At 75.2% G+C, this 17,320-nt stretch carries 15 protein-coding genes and 1 pseudogene; 8 read left to right on the plus strand and 8 right to left on the minus strand.

The genetic code is table 11. From position 1 onward, the window contains the following. Nucleotides 1-216: 216 nt before the first annotated feature. The 6 genes from ACFWIC_RS35700 (at nucleotide 217) to ACFWIC_RS35725 (ending at nucleotide 8,620) form a co-directional block, all read left to right on the plus strand. The gene (locus ACFWIC_RS35700; RefSeq protein WP_380521102.1) at nucleotides 217-3,015 is read left to right on the plus strand and encodes a BTAD domain-containing putative transcriptional regulator; all 2,799 of its coding nucleotides are present in this window, start codon (nucleotides 217-219) and stop codon (nucleotides 3,013-3,015) included. A 199-nt stretch (nucleotides 3,016-3,214) separates the two neighbouring features. Continuing rightward, nucleotides 3,215-4,276, plus strand: a complete 1,062-nt coding sequence (locus ACFWIC_RS35705; protein ID WP_329950206.1) for a phosphatidylinositol-specific phospholipase C domain-containing protein — start codon at nucleotides 3,215-3,217, stop codon at nucleotides 4,274-4,276. Between the two features lie 398 nt (nucleotides 4,277-4,674). Further along, a complete protein-coding gene (locus tag ACFWIC_RS35710; RefSeq protein ID WP_380521104.1) occupies nucleotides 4,675-5,643 on the plus strand; it encodes a hypothetical protein in 969 nt (322 codons plus the stop codon). A gap of 84 nt (nucleotides 5,644-5,727) precedes the next feature. Then, nucleotides 5,728-6,561, plus strand: a complete 834-nt coding sequence (locus ACFWIC_RS35715) for a hypothetical protein (RefSeq protein WP_380521106.1) — start codon at nucleotides 5,728-5,730, stop codon at nucleotides 6,559-6,561. After that, nucleotides 6,558-7,472, plus strand: coding sequence for a hypothetical protein (locus ACFWIC_RS35720; RefSeq protein ID WP_380521108.1), 915 nt, complete (start codon nucleotides 6,558-6,560; stop codon nucleotides 7,470-7,472). Before ACFWIC_RS35715 ends, ACFWIC_RS35720 begins: the two co-directional genes overlap by 4 nt. Next, nucleotides 7,469-8,620, plus strand: a complete 1,152-nt coding sequence (locus tag ACFWIC_RS35725) for a hypothetical protein (RefSeq protein ID WP_380521110.1) — start codon at nucleotides 7,469-7,471, stop codon at nucleotides 8,618-8,620. Before ACFWIC_RS35720 ends, ACFWIC_RS35725 begins: the two co-directional genes overlap by 4 nt. 76 nt (nucleotides 8,621-8,696) lie before the next feature. Here ACFWIC_RS35725 and ACFWIC_RS35730 read toward each other — a convergent pair whose 3' ends face one another. After that, nucleotides 8,697-9,239, minus strand: coding sequence for a hypothetical protein (locus tag ACFWIC_RS35730; protein WP_380521112.1), 543 nt, complete (start codon nucleotides 9,237-9,239; stop codon nucleotides 8,697-8,699). A 492-nt stretch (nucleotides 9,240-9,731) separates the two neighbouring features. Between ACFWIC_RS35730 and rox the strand changes: the two genes are divergently transcribed. Continuing rightward, complete coding sequence (rox, locus tag ACFWIC_RS35735) at nucleotides 9,732-11,168, plus strand: rifampin monooxygenase (protein ID WP_380521121.1); 1,437 nt, start codon at nucleotides 9,732-9,734, stop codon at nucleotides 11,166-11,168. Between the two features lie 72 nt (nucleotides 11,169-11,240). Here rox and ACFWIC_RS35740 read toward each other — a convergent pair. Then, nucleotides 11,241-11,354, minus strand: a pseudogene (locus ACFWIC_RS35740) (carboxymuconolactone decarboxylase family protein); the annotation flags it as partial. A 199-nt stretch (nucleotides 11,355-11,553) separates the two neighbouring features. On the opposite strand from ACFWIC_RS35740, the gene ACFWIC_RS35745 reads away from it, so the two are divergent. Next, nucleotides 11,554-11,733: a hypothetical protein gene (locus ACFWIC_RS35745; protein ID WP_380521114.1), complete on the plus strand. Its 180-nt coding sequence runs from the start codon at nucleotides 11,554-11,556 to the stop codon at nucleotides 11,731-11,733. Between the two features lie 61 nt (nucleotides 11,734-11,794). Here ACFWIC_RS35745 and ACFWIC_RS35750 read toward each other — a convergent pair whose 3' ends face one another. The 6 genes from ACFWIC_RS35750 to ACFWIC_RS35775 all read right to left on the minus strand — a co-directional run bounded on the left by ACFWIC_RS35750 (nucleotide 11,795) and on the right by ACFWIC_RS35775 (nucleotide 17,082). Further along, nucleotides 11,795-12,481 carry a ribonuclease H gene (locus tag ACFWIC_RS35750; protein WP_380521116.1) on the minus strand — a complete coding sequence of 229 codons (687 nt, stop codon included), beginning with the start codon at nucleotides 12,479-12,481 and terminating at the stop codon, nucleotides 11,795-11,797. A gap of 151 nt (nucleotides 12,482-12,632) precedes the next feature. Further along, the gene (locus ACFWIC_RS35755) at nucleotides 12,633-13,235 is read right to left on the minus strand and encodes a restriction endonuclease (protein ID WP_380363886.1); all 603 of its coding nucleotides are present in this window, start codon (nucleotides 13,233-13,235) and stop codon (nucleotides 12,633-12,635) included. Nucleotides 13,236-13,376: 141 nt separating this feature from the next. Then, nucleotides 13,377-13,577 carry a hypothetical protein gene (locus ACFWIC_RS35760; RefSeq protein ID WP_329883774.1) on the minus strand — a complete coding sequence of 67 codons (201 nt, stop codon included), beginning with the start codon at nucleotides 13,575-13,577 and terminating at the stop codon, nucleotides 13,377-13,379. Between the two features lie 292 nt (nucleotides 13,578-13,869). Further along, nucleotides 13,870-14,784 carry a GNAT family N-acetyltransferase gene (locus ACFWIC_RS35765; protein WP_380363883.1) on the minus strand — a complete coding sequence of 305 codons (915 nt, stop codon included), beginning with the start codon at nucleotides 14,782-14,784 and terminating at the stop codon, nucleotides 13,870-13,872. Nucleotides 14,785-14,949: 165 nt separating this feature from the next. Beyond that, entirely contained in the window at nucleotides 14,950-16,740 is a 1,791-nt protein-coding gene (locus ACFWIC_RS35770; protein ID WP_380521119.1) for an ABC transporter ATP-binding protein, read from the minus strand. Nucleotides 16,741-16,944: 204 nt separating this feature from the next. Further along, on the minus strand, nucleotides 16,945-17,082 hold the full coding sequence (locus tag ACFWIC_RS35775) for a SapB/AmfS family lanthipeptide (protein WP_329883777.1): 138 nt from the start codon (nucleotides 17,080-17,082) through the stop codon (nucleotides 16,945-16,947). Nucleotides 17,083-17,320 lie beyond the last annotated feature (238 nt).

Raw genomic sequence — 17,320 nt, forward strand, 5'->3', positions numbered from 1 at the left:
CCCCGCACGACTCTCCTCCTCGCACCCCGATCCAGGGCGCCCCGATCCAGGGCGTCCCCGACCGACGGCCGCCGCCGTCACCCCGACCCGCCGCACCGTCACTCCGCCCCGCGCCCCGCCCGCGGCGGAAAACGTCGGGGCCGGGCGGAGAACCCGGGCGTTCCCGGCACGGGCCGGGGGCGCCGGGCTAGGGTTCCGCCGGAGGGGGCGGTCGGGATGACGGTGGAGTTCGGGGTACTCGGCACGATCGAGGCACGCGTCGCTGGCCGCCCCGCCGACGTGGGACACCTGCGCCAGCGCTGCGTCCTGGCCGCGCTGCTCGTGGACGCCAACCGGGCGGTGCCCGCCGACGAACTCGTCGAACGAGTCTGGGCGGGCCGGGCCCCGCAGCGGGCCATGGGCACGCTGTACAGCTACCTGTCCCGGCTGCGCCGGGCGCTGGACGGCGCGGGCACCGAGGTGCGGATCGGACGGCAGGCCGGCGGCTACGTCCTGGAGGTGGAACCGGGCGCCGTGGACCTGCACCGCTTCCGTCTGCTCGCCGCGCGGGCCAGGGCGTCGGACGGCGAGCAGGCGGCGGAGCTGATGCGGCAGGCGCTGGAGCTGTGGCGGGGGGAGGCGTTCGCCACCGTCGACACCCCGTGGTTCCACGAGCTGCGCCGCAGCCTGGAACAGGAACGCTTTTCGGCCGAACTCGACGGCACCGACCTCTCGCTCCGCAACGGCCTGCACGGCGAGGTGCTGCCCGCGCTCACCGCCCGCACCGCACAGCACCCGCTGGACGAGCGGCTGGCCGGTCAGCTGATGCTCGCGCTGTGCCGCAGTGGCCGCAGCGCCGACGCCCTGGCCCACTACCGGAGGCTGAGGCGCAGACTCGCGGAGGAACTGGGGGCCGATCCCGGCCCGGCGCTGATGCGGCTGCACCGGCAGGTCCTCACCGACGACCCCGGGTTGGCCGCCCCCAGGCCGGCCCCGCGCCCCGGCCCGCCCGCCGTCCCCGTGCCGCGCCAGCTCCCCGCCTGTCCGTCCTGGCTGACCGGCCGCGACCGGCAACTCGCGGAGCTGGACGGGGCGCTGTCCGCGCCGCACCCGCCCGGCGACGCGGTGGCGGTCTGCGCGGTCGGCGGCAGCGGCGGGATCGGGAAGACCTGGCTGGCCCTGCACTGGGCGCACCGGAACCTCGACCGCTTCCCGGACGGCCAGCTGTACGCGGACCTGCGCGGCTTCGACCCGTCGGGGGAGCGACTCGCGCCGACCGTGGCGGTGCGCGCCTTCCTCGACGCGCTGGGGGTGTCCTCCGACGCCGTGCCCGCGGCCGCGCAGGCACAGGCGCGCCTGTACCGGAGCCTGGTCCAGGGCCGGCGGATGCTGATCGTGCTGGACAACGCCGCCGACGCCGAGCAGGCCGCCGCGCTGCTGCCGGGCAGCGCCACCTGTGCGGTGCTGGTCACCAGCCGCCGTCGGCTGGCCGGTCTGGCGAGCGCCCACGGCGCCCGGCTGCTGACCCTCGACGTGCTGGCCCCGCCGGACGCCCGCGCGTTGATGCTCCGCCACCTGGGGCCGGCCCGCGCCGAGGCCGAACCGGCGGCCGTCACCGCCCTGCTGGAGCACTGCGCGGGCCTGCCGCTGGCGATCAGCGTGGTGGGTGCCCGGGCGGCCGCGCACCCCGGCTTCCCGCTGGCTGTGCTGGCCGAGGAGCTCAGGGACGAGTCGGCGCGACTGGACGCCCTGGACGCGGGTGACCTGACGGCCGACGTGCGGGCGGCGTTCACCGTCTCCTACCGCGCCCTGGGTGCCGGGGCGGCCGAGGTGTTCCGGCTGATCGGCCTGGCCCCGGGGCCGGAGATCGGGACGGCCGCGGTCGCGGCGCTGACGGCCTGGCCGGCCGGCGCCGTACGGACCGCGCTGCGGGAACTGGAGAACGCGCACCTCGTCCGGCAGCCCGCGCCCGGCCGCTACCGGCTGCACGACCTGGTCCGCCTCCACGCGGCCGAACGCGCACGCCAGGAGCCGGACGGCAACGACCGGGCGCTGCTGCGGCTGATGGACTTCTACGTGCACACCGCCGGATTCGCCGCCGAGCGGCTGGATCCGCACCGGGACCGGGTGAGCCCGGCGCCCGCCGGGCCCGGCGTCACCCCGGAGGAACCGGCGGACCACGGCGCGGCCCTCACCTGGTTCACGGCCGAGCACGCCGTGCTGCTCGGCGCGATCGACCGCGCGGTGTCGGCCGGTCTGGACGCGCACGCCTGGCACCTGGCGTGGGCCCTGGAGACGTTCTTCGACTTCCGCGGACACTGGCACGACTGGGCGGCCACCCAGCGGACCGCGCTGGAGGCGGCCCGGCGGCTCGGCGACCCGGCCCGGCAGGCGGGGGCCCACCGCAGCCTCGGCAGCGTGCACACCCAGATGGGTCGACCGGACGAGGGCCACGGCCACTTCCGGCACGCCCTCGACCTCTACCGGCTGCTCGACGACCGTACGGGCCAGGCGCACACCCACCGCGGTCTGGGCTGGGTGCTCGTCCAGCAGGACCGGCAGCGGGAGGCGCTCGGCCACGTCGAGCAGGCGCTCGCCCTGTACCGGCAGACGGGTCACGCGGGGGGCCAGGCCCGGGCCCTGAACAACGTCGGCTGGCTGAACATCATGCTCGGCGACCACCGCACGGCCCTCGACCACTGCGTCCAGGCGGTGCGGCTCAACCGGGAGATCGGCGACCGGCACGGCGAGGCGGGCGCCTGGGACAGCCTCGGCCACGTGCACCACCACCTCGGCGACCACGCCCAGGCCGTCGACTGCTACCGCCGGGCCCTGGAACTGGACCGGGGCTTCGGTGACCGCTACGGCGAGACGGAGATCCTGGGCCACCTCGGCGACACCCACCTCGCCACGGGAGACCCGGACGCGGCCCGGCAGACCTGGAGGCAGGCCCTGACGATCGCCGAGGAGATCGGCCACCCGTCCACCGACGAACTCCGCGGCAAGCTCGCCGGCCTCCCCGCCGCGCAGCCCTGACGGCACCCGGACCCGACCTCCCGCCCCACCGCCGCACCGCCGTACTGGCGCCCCCCGCCCACCATCCGCGCCGCCGCGGATGGTACGGTGCGCAATCCTCACGAACGTGTCGTGCCCCCTTCACCTCGGTGCCGGCCGGATGCGTCATGCTCACTGCGGCGGGGCGTCCGCCGACGCGCTCTGACAAGGGGACAGACACGTGGCCGACCGCCGCTCCCTCACCGGCACCTTCTTCACCGGCCTGCTCGTCGCGGCCGCCGTCCTGCTGCCGGTCCGGCCGGTCACGGCCGCGGTCGGTCCCGGCGACCTCCCGTTCGGCTCGGCCACCACCGTCGGCCTGCACAACACCTACGACCCGGCGGCGTTCGGCTTCCTCGCCCAGGGACTCGACACCGGCACCGGCATGATCGAGCTGGACGCCTGGACGGACACCGTCACCAAGGAGTGGAAGGTCAGCCACTCCAACCCGCTCGGCAACGCCAACAACTGCGTCAGCGCGAGCACCCCCGCCCAGCTCTACACCGGCGGGGGTGACAAGAACCTGGAGACCTGCCTGGACGACGTCCGGGTCTGGCTCGGTGCCCACCCCGGTGCCGGCCCGCTCGTCATCAAGCTGGAGCTCAAGGCGGGTTTCGCCGGCAACCGCGGCATGGGCCCCGCCCACCTCGACTCGCTGATCGCCGCTCACCTGGGCGCCGCCGTCCTGCGCCCGGCGGACGTGCTCGCCAAGCCCGGCGGCGGCTCGTACGCGACCGCCGACGAGGCGGTGCGCGCGGGTAACTGGCCGACCAGGGCGGCGCTCGCCGGGCGGGTGCTGGTGTACGTGATCCCCGGCTCCTTCGAGGAGGGCAACCCCTTCGACACCCTGCCCACCGACATCGAGTACGCCCGCCACCTGCGCGACCTGGCCGCGGCGGGCCGGACCGGCGAGGCGCGGATCTTCCCCGCCGTGCACGGCGCCGCGTCCGGCGACCCGCGCACCAAGTACGCGGAGACGTCGATCCGGCCGTGGTTCGTGGTGTTCGACGGTGACGCCGCCGCCTACGCCGGCGGGATCGACACCTCCTGGTACGACGCGCGCCACTACCTCCTGACGATGACCGACGCCCACAAGGTCGCCCCGGCCATCAGCGCCACCGACCCCACCGCCGACCAGGCCCGCACCCGGACCGAACAGCTCGCCCGCGCCCACGCGAGCATCGTCTCCGGCGACTGGCGCAGGCTGCCAGCCGTCCAGTCCCTCGTCCTGACCCGCGGCTGACGGGTCCGGCGGTCGGCGGCCCACGCCGGCCGCACGCCCCGGATCCGGCCGGGTGCGCGCACTCGCCGGAACGGTCCTGTTCCGCAGGTCCCGCAGGTCCCGCAGGTCCCGAAGTCCCCGCGTGTCGCCGGACGGACGCCCCGCCGAACCGGTCGGGTGCCGCGGTGAGGGGGCCGGACGGGGGCGTGCGACGGGCGCCGTCCATTTCGGTTCGGTCACGGCGTGTCCCATTGGTTGATCATTGGGTGGGAGTGCGGTGATTGATCTTGTTGGCACCGGACTGGACCGACTCTCATAATTTCGGCTGAGACGCGTCACGGGCGGCCTGAAGTGCGCTGCCGGGGGCGGCCCGCGAGGCGCCGACGCGCGACATTCCGCTGTCTTCCTGGGGGAGTCCCTTGTCCGCGCCCGAGAGTTCGCCGTCTGCCGCCGACCAGGCGCAGCAGGGGGCGCTCGATCCCGCCGCCGTGCCCGGCCCGGGGTCGTCCGATCCCGCCCTGCCCGATCCTGCCGCGTCCGGCCCCGCCGCCTTCGACCCTGCCCCTGCCCCTGCTCCTGCCCCGGTCGCCCGGCGGACGCTGCCGCGCGCCCTCGGGGTGACCCTGGCCGCCGCGGGCCTGATCGCCGTGACGGCGACCAGCGCCGCCGTCACCGTGGCCGTCGGCAGGCCGGACCCGGAGGCAGCCGTCGCGGCCGGCACCGCGGCACGTCCGGGCCCGGCCGCAGCCACCTCGGCGCCGCGCACCGCGTCGCCCTCCGTGTCCGCCCCGGCGTCCACGGCGGCACCCGCCCCCACGGCGGCACCCGCCCCCACGGCGGCACCCGCCCCCACTGCGGCTCCCAAGCCGGCGAGCACCGTCAGAGGGACCGTCAACGGCGGGAAGCACGAGGGCGATCTGCGCTACTTCCTGCTCCCGATCCCCGAGGGCGGCGAGTCCTACGGACCGGCCGACGGCATGGCGCTGACGGACGAGGAGGTCGCGGACGAGTTCAACAACCGGGACACCATCATGCGGATCCTCCGTGCGTACGGCTACAAGGACGCCGCGACCCGGACGTACCGCACGGCGGACGGCAAGGCCGAAGTCACCGTCACCCTGCTGCGCTTCGGCTCCGCCGGGGACACGAAGGAGTTCGCCGAGGGCTACACCATGAGCCTGGAACCGATGGAGATCACCGGCGACCCCGGTGCCCGCGGCTACGTCCGCACACCCAAGCAGCAGGCCTACACCGGCTCGATGACCGGGATCTCCAGCCAGGGTGACGTGCAGTACACGATCGACGTCGACGTGAAGGGCACCCCGGACAAGGCCCTGCTCAGCGAGCTGATGCGGCGCCAGCGCGCCTGGCTGACCTCCGGCGGCTGAGTCCGCCCGAGTGCCGCCCGCGTCCCGCCTGATTCCCGCCGCCCGCGTTCTCCGCCGCCTCTTCCTTTTCCCAGGAGCCACCGCGTGACCACCGAACCCCTGGCGCCGGCACCCGCCGCCGCCCTCCCTCCGGACCGGCCCGCCGAGTTCCGGCCCCCCGAGGACCCGTCCGCCGGGCACCCGGCCCCCGAGCACCCGGCCGCCTTCCCCGCGCCCGCCGCCGCTCGCGTCCGCGCGCCCCGCCGGCCCCGGCCGGTCCTGCTGCTGGTCTCCGGCCTGGTGCTCGGCACCGTGGCCGGCGGGGCCGTCGGCTACGGGATCCAGGCGCGCCGGCCGCCGACGCCGCTGCCGCCGATCCAGGTGGCGCTGCCGTCCTACCCGGCCGAGGCGGTCGACCCCGCAGCCGTCGCCGCGGCTGCGCCCGCACCGCTCGCCATCGACGGCGACCTGCGGAAGCTGCTGCTCACGGCGCCGGCCGGCAGCTCGGCCTGGGACGACTACCCCGGCACGCCCAGCTGGATCTCGATCGGCGAGCTCGCCGAGCGCAGCGGCCCGTCCGCGGGCGCCTTCAGGGACCTGGCCGAGCGGGGCTTCCGCCGCGCCGTCGAGGTCGACTGGAAGCAGGGCGACCTGAAGGTCCGGGTCTCGCTGATCCAGTTCTCCGACGACTTCGCCGCCCAGGCCGGGAACCGGGTGAGGGGCTACCGGCTGGAGCCGTTCGCGGCCGAGGCCAACGGCGGCTACCGGGTGGAGAAGGAGCCCTTCTTCTGGGCCGAGACCACCGAGAAGTTCTACCAGGGCACCGCGGCCGCGCAGCGCGGCACGGTGGCGATGGAGGTCAAGGTCTTCGGGCTGCGGCCGGTGGACGCCGAGCTCGTGAAGAACCTCGCCAAGCAGCAGTGGGAGCGGCTGGTATGAGCGACGACACCGTGATGAGTGACGACACCGTGACCGGCTCCCCGAGCACCGGGCCGCACGTCGCGCCCGCGGCCGGAGCGCCGTCGGCCGGAGAACCGTCGGCCGAACGCGCCCCCGCCCCGCCGCTCGCGCCGTCTCCCGAGCCCGTCCCGTCCGACCTGCTCGCGCTGCCGTCGGTCTCCCGCCGGCTCCTGCGCGCCACCGGCGCGACCGTGGCCGCCGCCCTGGTCGGCGTGGTCATCGGCGTCGGCATCATCGAGGTCCGGTACGACGACCCGGCGCCCGTCGCCGCCGCCGCGCCGGCGCCCGCGCCGCCCACCCCGGGCGCCACCCCGACGCCCTTCGGGGCGAAGTCCAACGGCAACCACTTCGGCTCGCTGCGCGACCTGCTGCTGCCGGTCCCCTCCGACTACGGGCTCGGTCCGGACGAGGGCGGCTACGGCAACGACGTCGAACTGACGGCCGCGCAGCTCTCCGCCGAACTGGACGAACTCCTCCAGGTGCCCAAGGAGCAGCAGGAGAAGCTCCGCGCGTACTGGGAGGGCCTGCACGTCAAGGCCACCGGTATCCGCACCTACGCCGAGCGGAAGGGCGGCCTGGTCATCGGCATGAGGCTGCGCCAGTTCAACCAGCAGGAGGTGCAGCGGATGAACGAGTACACGGCCGTGTTCACCGGTGACACCGGGCTCTTCCGCACCGGCCCCGCCGTCCCGGGCCACCCCGAGGCGCACTGCTACCTGATGCCCGCCCCGCCGTCCGCGCCGATCGACTACCTGGAGTGTTCGGCCGCCGAGGGCGACCTCCTGGTGGTCATGAGCGTCGAGGGTGTGGCGCCGCTGCCCAAGGACAAGATCGTCGCCTTCCTCTCCCAGCAGCTCGACCGTCTCGCCACCCCGGGAGCGTCCGCATGACCGACAGCACCATGCCGTACGACAGTACCGCCCCCGGGGCCGCCCCCACGGGCCCCGCCGCCCCGGAGGGCCCCGGTACCGCAGAGGGCGACGTCACGGCGTCCGCCACTCCTGAGGCGGTCACGGACTCCCCGGCGTCCCCGGCGCCCCCGGTGCCGGCCGCGTCCGACCGCGCCCCCGGGGACGACGCCGGGGACGGCCCCGGCCCCGGCGAGAACCCCTGGACCGCCCCCGGTGCGACGGTCCCGGGCCCCGTCGAACCGCCGAGCGCCGAGGAGCTCGCGGCCCGCCGCACCCGCCGGCGCAAGGCGGCGCTGCGGTGGGGCGCGGCGGTGGTGGTCTGCGCGCTGGCCGGCACGGGTTCCGCGCTGGCGGTCACCGCGCCCGAGCGCACCGACCTCCCGGGCCTGGCCACCGAGAGCGACGGCCGCTACACCTTCCCGGCCCTGGTGCTCCCGCCGCTGCCCTCCGGCAAGCCCGTTCCCCGGGAGAACAAGAGCCGGCACGCGGCCGACCTGCGGTACCTCCTCCTCCCCGCCCCGCAGGAGGCCGGCGGTTCGCTCGCCCCGGTGGTCTTCCCGACCCCGACCCCGCCTCCGACCGGGAGCCCGACCGGGGGCCCCACCGGAACCCCGGCCGCCGCGAGCCCCACCACGTCCGCCGCTCCGCCCCCGTCGACCGCCTCCACCCCGCCTGCCACGGCCCCCCTCGCGGACTGGGTCACCTGCGACGCCGTCGCCGCCGAGCAGAAGGACCCGGCCGCGGTGCGTTCCCTTCTCCTGGAGAGCGCCTGCCGGGCCGCCACCGTCCGGGAATGGACGGCGACCGACGGCACCCGGACGCAGATCCGTCTGCTCGCCTTCGGTTCCTCCGCCGCGGCCTGGGACGTCTACCGCGAGCTCCGCGACGGGGACCAGAAGGACCCCGGCTCCCGGACCACTCCCATGGAGGGCTGGGACACCGTCTTCGGCGTCGCCGTCGAGACCCGGGGGACCCCGGCCACCACGGCCGGCACGGCCCTCACCGCCCGCCTGGCCTACCTCTCCGCGGGCGACCTCGTGGGCGTGGTCACCATGACCAACCCCGGGGGCGTCCCGGCCGAGGCGTTCCGCCAGGTCGTCACCCTCCAGTCCGACCTGCTGGCCTGACCCCCCGGGCGGGCGGCGCCTCCACGGCGCCGCCCGCCCGCTCACGTCGTCGTGCCCGGCCGCGGGGTGCTCCTCCTCAGGCGGGGACGCCGCTGGTGTCGAGGGTCAGCCGGACGGCCTCCCGGTGGAGGGCGGTGCCACTGACGACCGCGATGCTCTCCTCGCCGCGCTCCTCGCCGCTCGCGTCGGTTCCCGCGGCCCCGATCACGGCGAGGGTCGCCGTGTAGGCGCCCCACGTGAGCCGCCGTGCCGCCATCGCCGTGCCGTCCACGACGAGCCGGCCCGCTCCGAGGACGGGCCCGGACGGCAGGGGGATCGGTCCGTCGGGCGAGGAGTTGACGAGGAAGTCGCGCAGGAGGGCCTCGGGGTCCAGCGTCGGGAACACGCGGACGTGCGCCGGCAGGCGCCGCTGGGTGCTGACCTGCACCAGCAGGGTGCGCCCCTCGTGGTAGCCGAGGTCGAGTCGCTGGAGGAGCCCGTCGGTCGACCCCTGGCCCACCAGGCACTGCCATCCGGGCCGGGGCGCGTCGAGCAGGGCCGCGGGGCGGCCGAACGACCGCAGGAGCTCCGGCCAGGTGGGATCGACGGGTCGCCCCGGGTGGGCGGAACTGTGGAACACGGCGGCCCTCCGGACGGTCGCGGGTGTGCTGGGCGCTCTCCATCCTGACAGAGCGTCAGCCGTCCCGGACCGGAACGTCGGTGGCGGGCAACCGGGGGAGGGGCCGTACCGCCGGAGCGCCGAGCAGGAGGGAAGTCCACGGCGTCGCCCCGGGGACCCGGGGGCGGGTCGGGGCCGAGGCCACCGGCTTCCGGTGGGCCGTCACCCGGTCCGGGTCGGTGAACACCGACTCCTCGCCACTCCCAACGTATAGCGCACCGGGGGGCTTGCGGCAAGGCCCCGGTGGGGGAACACAATGGTCGGCCACGGCCGATATTCCGGAAAAGACAGATTTGCCCCCTACGTCCCGCTTCGTCGACGTGCGTGCTGCGCGGGACGTCGCGGGTGGGACTCGTCGCGCGGATTCGTCGCGCCGCTCCGGCGTCCCCCGCCGGAGCGCGGGGGCACACGTCGGGGCCGGCCGGAATCCACTCTCGTTGAATGGGCGTTGTGATGATTGACGTGATCGTGGTCGGCGGCGGACCGACCGGCTTGATGCTGGCCTGCGAGCTGCGGCTGCACGGTGTGCACGTGGTCGTGCTGGAGAGGTCGACCGAACGGACGAGGCGGTCCCGCGGGCGCGGCCTGCACACGCGCAGCGTCGAACTGATGGACCAGCGCGGTCTGTTGGAGCGGTTCCTCGCGGCCGGCGAGAAGTTCCGGGTCGGCGGCTTCTTCGGCGGCATCCACAAGCCCTGGCCGGACGGGCTGGACACCGCGCACCCGTACGGGCTCACCACTCCGCAGGCGGTCACCGAGCGGCTGTTGGAGGAGCGTGCGCTCGAACTCGGTGCGGAGATCCGGCGCGGCCGGGAGCTGGTCGGGCTGAGCCAGGACGAGGACGGAGTGACCGCCGAGACGGCGGACGGTACGCGGCTGCGCTCCCGCTACCTCGTCGGGTGCGACGGCGGCCGCAGCACGGTGCGCAAGCGGATCGGTGTCGGCTTTCCCGGCGAGCCCTCCAGGGTCGAGACCCTGCTGGGCGACATGGAGGCGACCGAGGACCCGGCGACGATCGCGGCCGTGGTCGCGGAGGTCCGCAGGACCGAGCTGCGCTTCGGCGCCGTGCCCGACGTGGACGGGAACGCGGGGGTGTACCGCATCGTCGTGCCCGCCGACGGCGTGGCCGGGGACCGCACGACCGCCACGACGTTGGACGAGTTCAAGCGGCAGCTGCGGGCCGCCGCGGGCACCGACTTCGGCGTGCACTCGCCCCGCTGGCTGTCCCGGTTCGGCGACGCCACGCGGCAGGCCGAGCGCTACCGGCTCGGCCGGGTCCTGCTGGCCGGCGACGCGGCCCACATCCACCCGCCGACCGGCGGGCAGGGGCTGAACCTCGGCGTGCAGGACGCGTTCAACCTGGGCTGGAAGCTGGCCGCCGCCGTCGACGGCCGGGCACCGGAGGGGTTGCTGGACAGCTATCACACCGAACGGCACCCGGTGGGGGCCCGCGTGCTGGACAACACCCGCGCGCAGATCACGCTGATGGGGACCGATCCCGGGGCGGTCGCCCTGCGGGAGCTGCTCTCGACGCTGATGGACTTCGAGGAGGTGAACCGGTACGTCACCGAGATGATCACGGCGGTCGGCGTCCGCTACGACTTCGGCGAGGGCCATGAACTGCTCGGCCGGCGGATGCGGGACGTCACGCTCAAGCGGGGCCGCCTCTACGAGCTGATGCACGGCGGCCGGGGCCTGCTCCTCGACGCGACCGGCGGGCTCTCGGTGGACGGCTGGGAGGATCGGGTCGACCACGTCGTCGACGCCGCCGAGGAGCTCGACGTGCCCGCGGTCCTCCTGCGGCCGGACGGTCACGTGGCCTGGGTCGGCGAGGACCAGGACGCGCTGACCGCCCGGCTGCTCACGTGGTTCGGCGCCGCCACCCGCTGACCGCGCCCCCACCCGTCCCACCCCCGCGGCCCGGAACGTTTCCCGGCGTCGGGGCGCCGCGGCTTCCGGGGGTCAGCCGGCCGTGACCGGGAGGAGGCCGCGCTCGCCGAAGACCTTCTTGGCGACGAAGGTCGCGTTGAGGGCCTTGGGGAAGCCGCAGTAGGCGGCGGAGTGCAGCAGTGCCTCGACTGCACTCAAGCTCAAGTCCGACACCGGCTACGCGCTGCGACCTGCGGTTCTCGCCCCGGAGTACCCCGCCCCGTCATCCGCGCGGACTCGGCTTGCGGGCGCCGCCGGCGGGGGCTTGAGTGGATGGGTGGTCCCCGGGCACCGGCAGCCGGCGCAACGGAACCCTGCGACGGCGCCGTCCGGACGAGGAGGAGCCATGGCACACCACAAGTCCAACAAGCAGGTCGAGGGCGACCCCGACACCGGGCACGGACGCGGCCTGCCGCTTCGGCCCGACGAGGACGAGCTCGAGGAACGCACCGAGGAGGACCGTGAGGAGGCCGGTCTTCCGCCCGACCCGCAGGCCGCGCCCGACGAGGAGGGCGGGCGCGGCTGATCCGCGCCGGCACCGGTGCCACCGGCCCCGATGACGCGGGCCCCGGTGCCGGGCGTGGGCGTCAGGCGTGGGCGCCCGCGCACTGGGGGTGCCCCCAGCTGCTGCCGACCTTGGTGATCGTGTCGCCCTTGGCGTAGGCGCGGGTGCACGGGCACGTGCCCGCGTAGCGGGCCTTGAGGGTCCGCGTGCCACCCGCCGGACGCTTCCCGGCCGCAGGCGCGGCGGAGGCGCGTCCGCTCCGCGCCGACGTGCCGGTGACCGGTTCGGGCTGGGGCAGGTCGGAGGCCGTCCCGGCCGCCGCTTCCTGGGTGCGGGCGGCGTCGCTGGCGGCCTTGTCGGCGATGGCGTTCAGCGGGTCGCCGTCCACCTGGTGGGCGGGAACGTACACGAAGGTGACGTCCCGCCCCTCCAGGAGTGCGTCGATCTGCTGGATCAGCTCGCGGTTGGCCACCGGCTTGCCGGCCGCGGTCTTCCACCCGTTGCGCTTCCACGCCACCAGCCACTTCGTCGCCGCGTCGCGGGTGTACGTGCTGTCGAGGCGGACCTCCAGCGGCACGGCGGGGTCCGTGGCGAGCAGCAGCTGCTGCAGCGCGGTCAGTTCGCCGATGTTGTTGGTGCTGTGTCCGAGCGGACCGGCCTGCCAGCGCTGCGGGATCCCGGCGCTGTCGGCCACCACGTAGGCCCAGGCCGCCGGCCCGGGGTTGCCCTTGGCCGCTCCGTCACAGGCGGCGATGACTCGTTCGATCATGGACCGATCATGCCAGGGCCCGGCCCGTGCGGTCCAAGACGGCGTCGGCCACCCCGCGCGGGAGAGCGTGCCCGCCCCGCCGGCCCGGAGCCCGGCCGGCGCGACCGCGCCGAAATGACGCGTCGTCATATGTTCGTCACCACGGACGGATTCAGCTGAGCCGCCCGTTGCGTGGTGCGGGGACGCGGGGCAGGACGTCCCACAGGGGCCGCCCCTCGCTCGCCCACCGGGCCAGAGCGGCCCGGTCCACCAGAAGGACGCCCTGCTCCGCGCCCCACCTCACCGAGTCGCGGGAGAACCGGCCGTTGGTGACCACCACCGCCACCTGCGCGGCGTGGACGCGCTGGAACGTCCCGGCCAGGGCGTACAGCACCCCGACCCCCACCGGCTTGCCGCCGACCGGGTCCTGCTTGTGCTTGCACTGCACCGCCCACCGCCGCCCCATCGGATCGTCCGCGAGCACGTCCACGCCCTGGTCGTTGGAGCGTCCGACCTTCTCCGCGCGGCAGCCGTCACGGGCCAGCAGGTCCCGCACCGCGTACTCGAACCCGTCCGGACTCATGTGGTCGATGCCGCCGGGGCCGCTCAACGCCATGCGCAGACCGGCGAGTCGGCGCCGCCGCTCCCGAGCCGCGACGACTCGCGCCCGCCCCACCGCGGCGGCGACCGCGCCGGCCACCGCCAGGAGCGCGACCGGCACCCACCAGTGCGTCGCCAGCCACCGCACCGCGGCGGTCACCGCACTGACCGCCACGGCTCCGACCAGCACGACCGCCGGCCACGTGCCCTCGTCGCGCCGAGCGCCCCGCCGTCCGCCACGTCGCCGGGCCGCGGGCCCGCGTCGCCTAGCCACCCGCTGCCCCCGTCCTGCCGGTCCGCGCGACCCGTCCGGTTCTCAACCGAGGGCCTGGGCGACGACGCCGACGAGCCGGAGGATCGCGTCCCCCCAGGGCGTCGCGGCGATCAGGACGCCGAACACGACGCAGCTGAACGCCGTGATCCGCTCGTCGTTGCGGCTGCGGGCCTCGGTTCGCCGGGAGAGTCGGATGAGGATGATGATCCCCAGGAACACGGAGGCGCTGATCGTGTACTGCAAGGTCCACCCCGGACACTCGGTTCGCTGTGCGTGAGACCCCGGTGACACGGGGTCAGGACTGTCCGGCAGAGCATGCCAGAGGCGCGCCCGGGCCGAGGTGGGTTTCGAAGAATTTCAGCCGCACCCGAACAAGTCCCCGCCGGTCCTGTGCGCTCTCACTCCGGACGGGCAGGCCGCCGCCCGATCCTGGCCGACCGGCGCGAACTCCCGCGCACGCCCAGGGAGAGAGGCGCGCGTCTCCCGCTGTGCTCCTGTGTCGCGCACCCCGGTCGACCTGCCCGGCCGGTGACCTTCACCGCAGGTGGACCACCATGGTCAGCGAGTCCTCGCCCTCGTCCCGGCCGTGCAGACGGAAGCCTTCGCGGGTGTACAGCCCCACGGCGGGGTTGTCCCGCCCGACGCTCAGCGAGACGCGTTCGATGCCGGCCTCGCGGGCCGTGCGCAGCAGGCGCCGGATCAGCACGGTCCCGGTGCCCCGGCCCCGCTGCGCCGCGTCGACGCCGATGCTCAGTTCCGGCACGTCGTCGCCGACGAAGCCGTAGCCGGGATCGTCCTCGGTGAAGTGCCGCAGCCACGCCGCGCCGACCGGAGTCGGCTCCCAGCGGTCGACCTCCCGGGTCGCGAGCGCCACGAGGCCCAGGTCGCCCGGCCGGGGCCAGCCGTCCACGTAGTGGGCGTTGCGCGGATCGGACAGCACCGCCTCGCGGGGAGCGGCAGGGCCGGGCCCCCAGTTGACGGCGGCGACCACCATGTCGCGGAGCAGCTCGACGTCGCCGGCGAGGGCGAACCGCGTGTGGATGTCCGGCGGGCCGCCCGCGGGCCGGACCTCTTCCTCCCGGCCTTCGGGGGCGATCTGCCGCAGCAGCGGGCCGTGGAACATCCACACCCGGAAGGAGGACTGTTCCTGGTCCGTCACGAACAGTTGGACGAACTCGGGCTGTCTCCACGCAAGGCGTTCGACGTGCGCGATCAGCCCGGCCAGGTCCGCGTGGTCGAGCGCTCCGGCGTAGACGTCGCATTCCGGGAACTTGCCGCCGCCCCGGCGGGTGTCCTTGCCGGTGGTCTCGCCGAGCGATCCGACCCGGCCGACGGCACCGGGCCCGTGGCCGCGCAGCGGGGCGGACGTCTGCAACCACCGGCTCAGCGATTCGACGGTCGGTCGATCGTCCGGATCGACGGAGATCATGATGTTGGCGACGTGGCTCACAGCGGGATTCAACCCGTTCACCCGTCGCTCCGCCACCGGGTTCCCGCGCGACGGGGCGGAGGGAGGGCCTCCCGGATCGCCGTGCCCGCATCGCCGTGCCGGCACCGCCGTGCCCGCCGCGTCGAGGTCGCCGCGTCGAGGTCGCGACCGAAACCGACCGCCTGATCAGCCGGGAAGGCGGAGTCGGCGGTCCCCGAGGAGGGACGGGCCGGCCTGGCTGGCCACGAGCTCGCGGTACGGGACGCAGCGGGTGAGCAGTGTGGTGTGGTCCGCGGCGTCGACGACGGTCCCGCGGTTCATCATGATCACGTGGTCGGCGTGCTGGACCGTGGAGAGCCGGTGCGCGACCACCACCACGGCCCGACTACGGGCCAGTTGCTCCACGATCGTGCGGAACCGCAGCTCGTTGAGGCCGTCCAGCTGGCTGGTGGGCTCGTCGAGCAGCACGATGTCGGCGTCGGTGAGCAGCGCCCGGGCCAGTGCCAGCCGCTGGCGTTGGCCGCCGGAGAGGTCGGACTCGCGGCCCAGCACGGTGTCGAGGCCCTGCGGGAGCCGCGCGACGTCCTCGGCCAGGCCGACGGCGGCCAGCGCCTCGGCCAGCTCGCCGTCCCCCGCCGACCCGGCCCGGCCGAGCTGGAGGTTCTCCCTCGCGCTGGCCTCGACCAGGGTGAACGCCTGGTCCACGTAGGCGATCCGGGCGCGCAGCGCTCCCAGGGGCCAGCTCCGGACGTCGTGGCCGAGGACGCTCACCGAGCCGGCGGAGGGCCGGACGAACCGGCCGACGAGCGAGAGGGCGGTGCTCTTCCCGGCGCCCGACGGGCCGACGACGGCCGTCAGACCGGTGCGCGGGATGCCGAAGGACACGGCGTGCAGGGCGGCGTCGTCCGACCCGGCGTGGGTGTAGGACACGGAGCGGAAGACGACCGCCGGGGCATCGGGGGACGGGGTGGGGGTGGTCCGGTCGGCGTCGTCCGGGTCGGCCTCCGGCGGTACCGCGAGCAGTTCGTTGCAGCGGTCCCGGGCGGCCAGCCCGGCCTGCAGCCGCCCGAAGCCGGTCGCGAGCGTGTTCACGGCCGGGACGGTCTGGAGCAGGTAGAGCAGGAACGCGGCGAACGCCGCCACCTGGAGGTCGCCGGCCGCCAGCCGGGCGCCGCCGGTGAGGATCACCGCGATCATCGCGAACTGGTTGCCGAGCGTCAGCACCGCGGGCACCAGGGCGCCCAGCCTGGCCCCCGTCAGCGAGACCGCGCGGAGCTTCTCGGCGTCCTCGGCGAGGAACCGGTCGGCCACCGGTTCGGCCCGGTACGCCTTGATGGTGGTGAGGGCCTCCAGGTTGGCCGTGAAGCGCTGGGCGATCTGCCCCACCGCGTCCTGCTGCCCGGTGACGTTGGACTTCATCCGGCGGAGGATCAGCAGCACCAGGACGGTCAGGACGACGAGGGCGGCGACGGTGACCACGGTGAGCACCCAGTCGATCCACACCATGACGACGAGGGTCGCGGCGACGCTGAGCGCGGCCAGCGGCAGCTGGGTCGCCACCTCCACCACCTGACGCAGGAGTTGCGCGTCGGAGGTGACCCGTGCGGCGAGGTCGCCGGTGCCCCGGGCCCGTACGACGGGCAGCGGAAGCCGCAGCGCGTGCGCCATGAGGGCGGTCCGGAGACGGTAGGTCATCCGCTCGCCGATCCGGGCCAGTTGGAGGCCCGAGAGGGCCTGGGCCACGGCCCCGCCGAGGGCGGCCGCACCCATCATCAGCAGTCCGGGGGCGAGGGACCGGTGGGCGGAGAAGTCGCCGACGATCTTCCGGACCAGCAGGGGGAGGGCGATTCCCGCCGCGGTGGCCACCACGGCGAGCAGCAGGGCGACGGCGAGCCGGACGGGCTGGGCGGCGAGTTCGCGGCGCAGCCGGACCACCGGTGAGGCGGGGGCGGGGGCGTTTGCGGGCTGGTCGGCCACGGAACACCTCTCTGCTGGGGCCGGCGGTGGGCGTCCGGGAGGTCGGCCCGGAGGAGCTCGGTGCGGGCGGGTTCCGCGCGCACGTGCTCCGTGCGGACGGGCCGGGCCGCAGCGGTGACCGCTGCGGCCCGGCGACCGACCGGGTGTCCGAGGACTACCGGCCGATCTCCCCGTACGGACCGCCCCGGCGGGCGGCGGTACGGATCAGAGACAGAGGAGCGTGCTGACCGTGCTGGTGCCGCAGTTCAGGACGCTCAGCGAGCTGGTGCTCGCGAGGGTGTCGTCGATCTGCGCCGCCTCGGTCTCGGGCAGCTCCAGGGTCTGGAGGTCGAGGATCGCCATGACGTTCTCCTTCGCTCGTGCGGTGCATCACCCGACCGGACGGCCGGGAGTCGGTGGGGGCGCGGGATCCGCGCCCGGGGTCGGGGGGGGGGGGGGGCCCCCCCCCGGGGGGGGGGGGGGGGGGGGGGGGGGGGGGGGGGGGCCGAAGGAGGAGCGGCGCCGGTCGACAGTGCCATGTCGGGTCGACACCGCTCCCCCGTTTCCCCGGGAAAAGGGATCAGGCCTGCACCATGCAGTC

The sequence above is a fragment of the Kitasatospora sp. NPDC127035 genome, assembly GCF_042726075.1.
In the GTDB taxonomy this organism is placed as follows: domain Bacteria; phylum Actinomycetota; class Actinomycetes; order Streptomycetales; family Streptomycetaceae; genus Kitasatospora.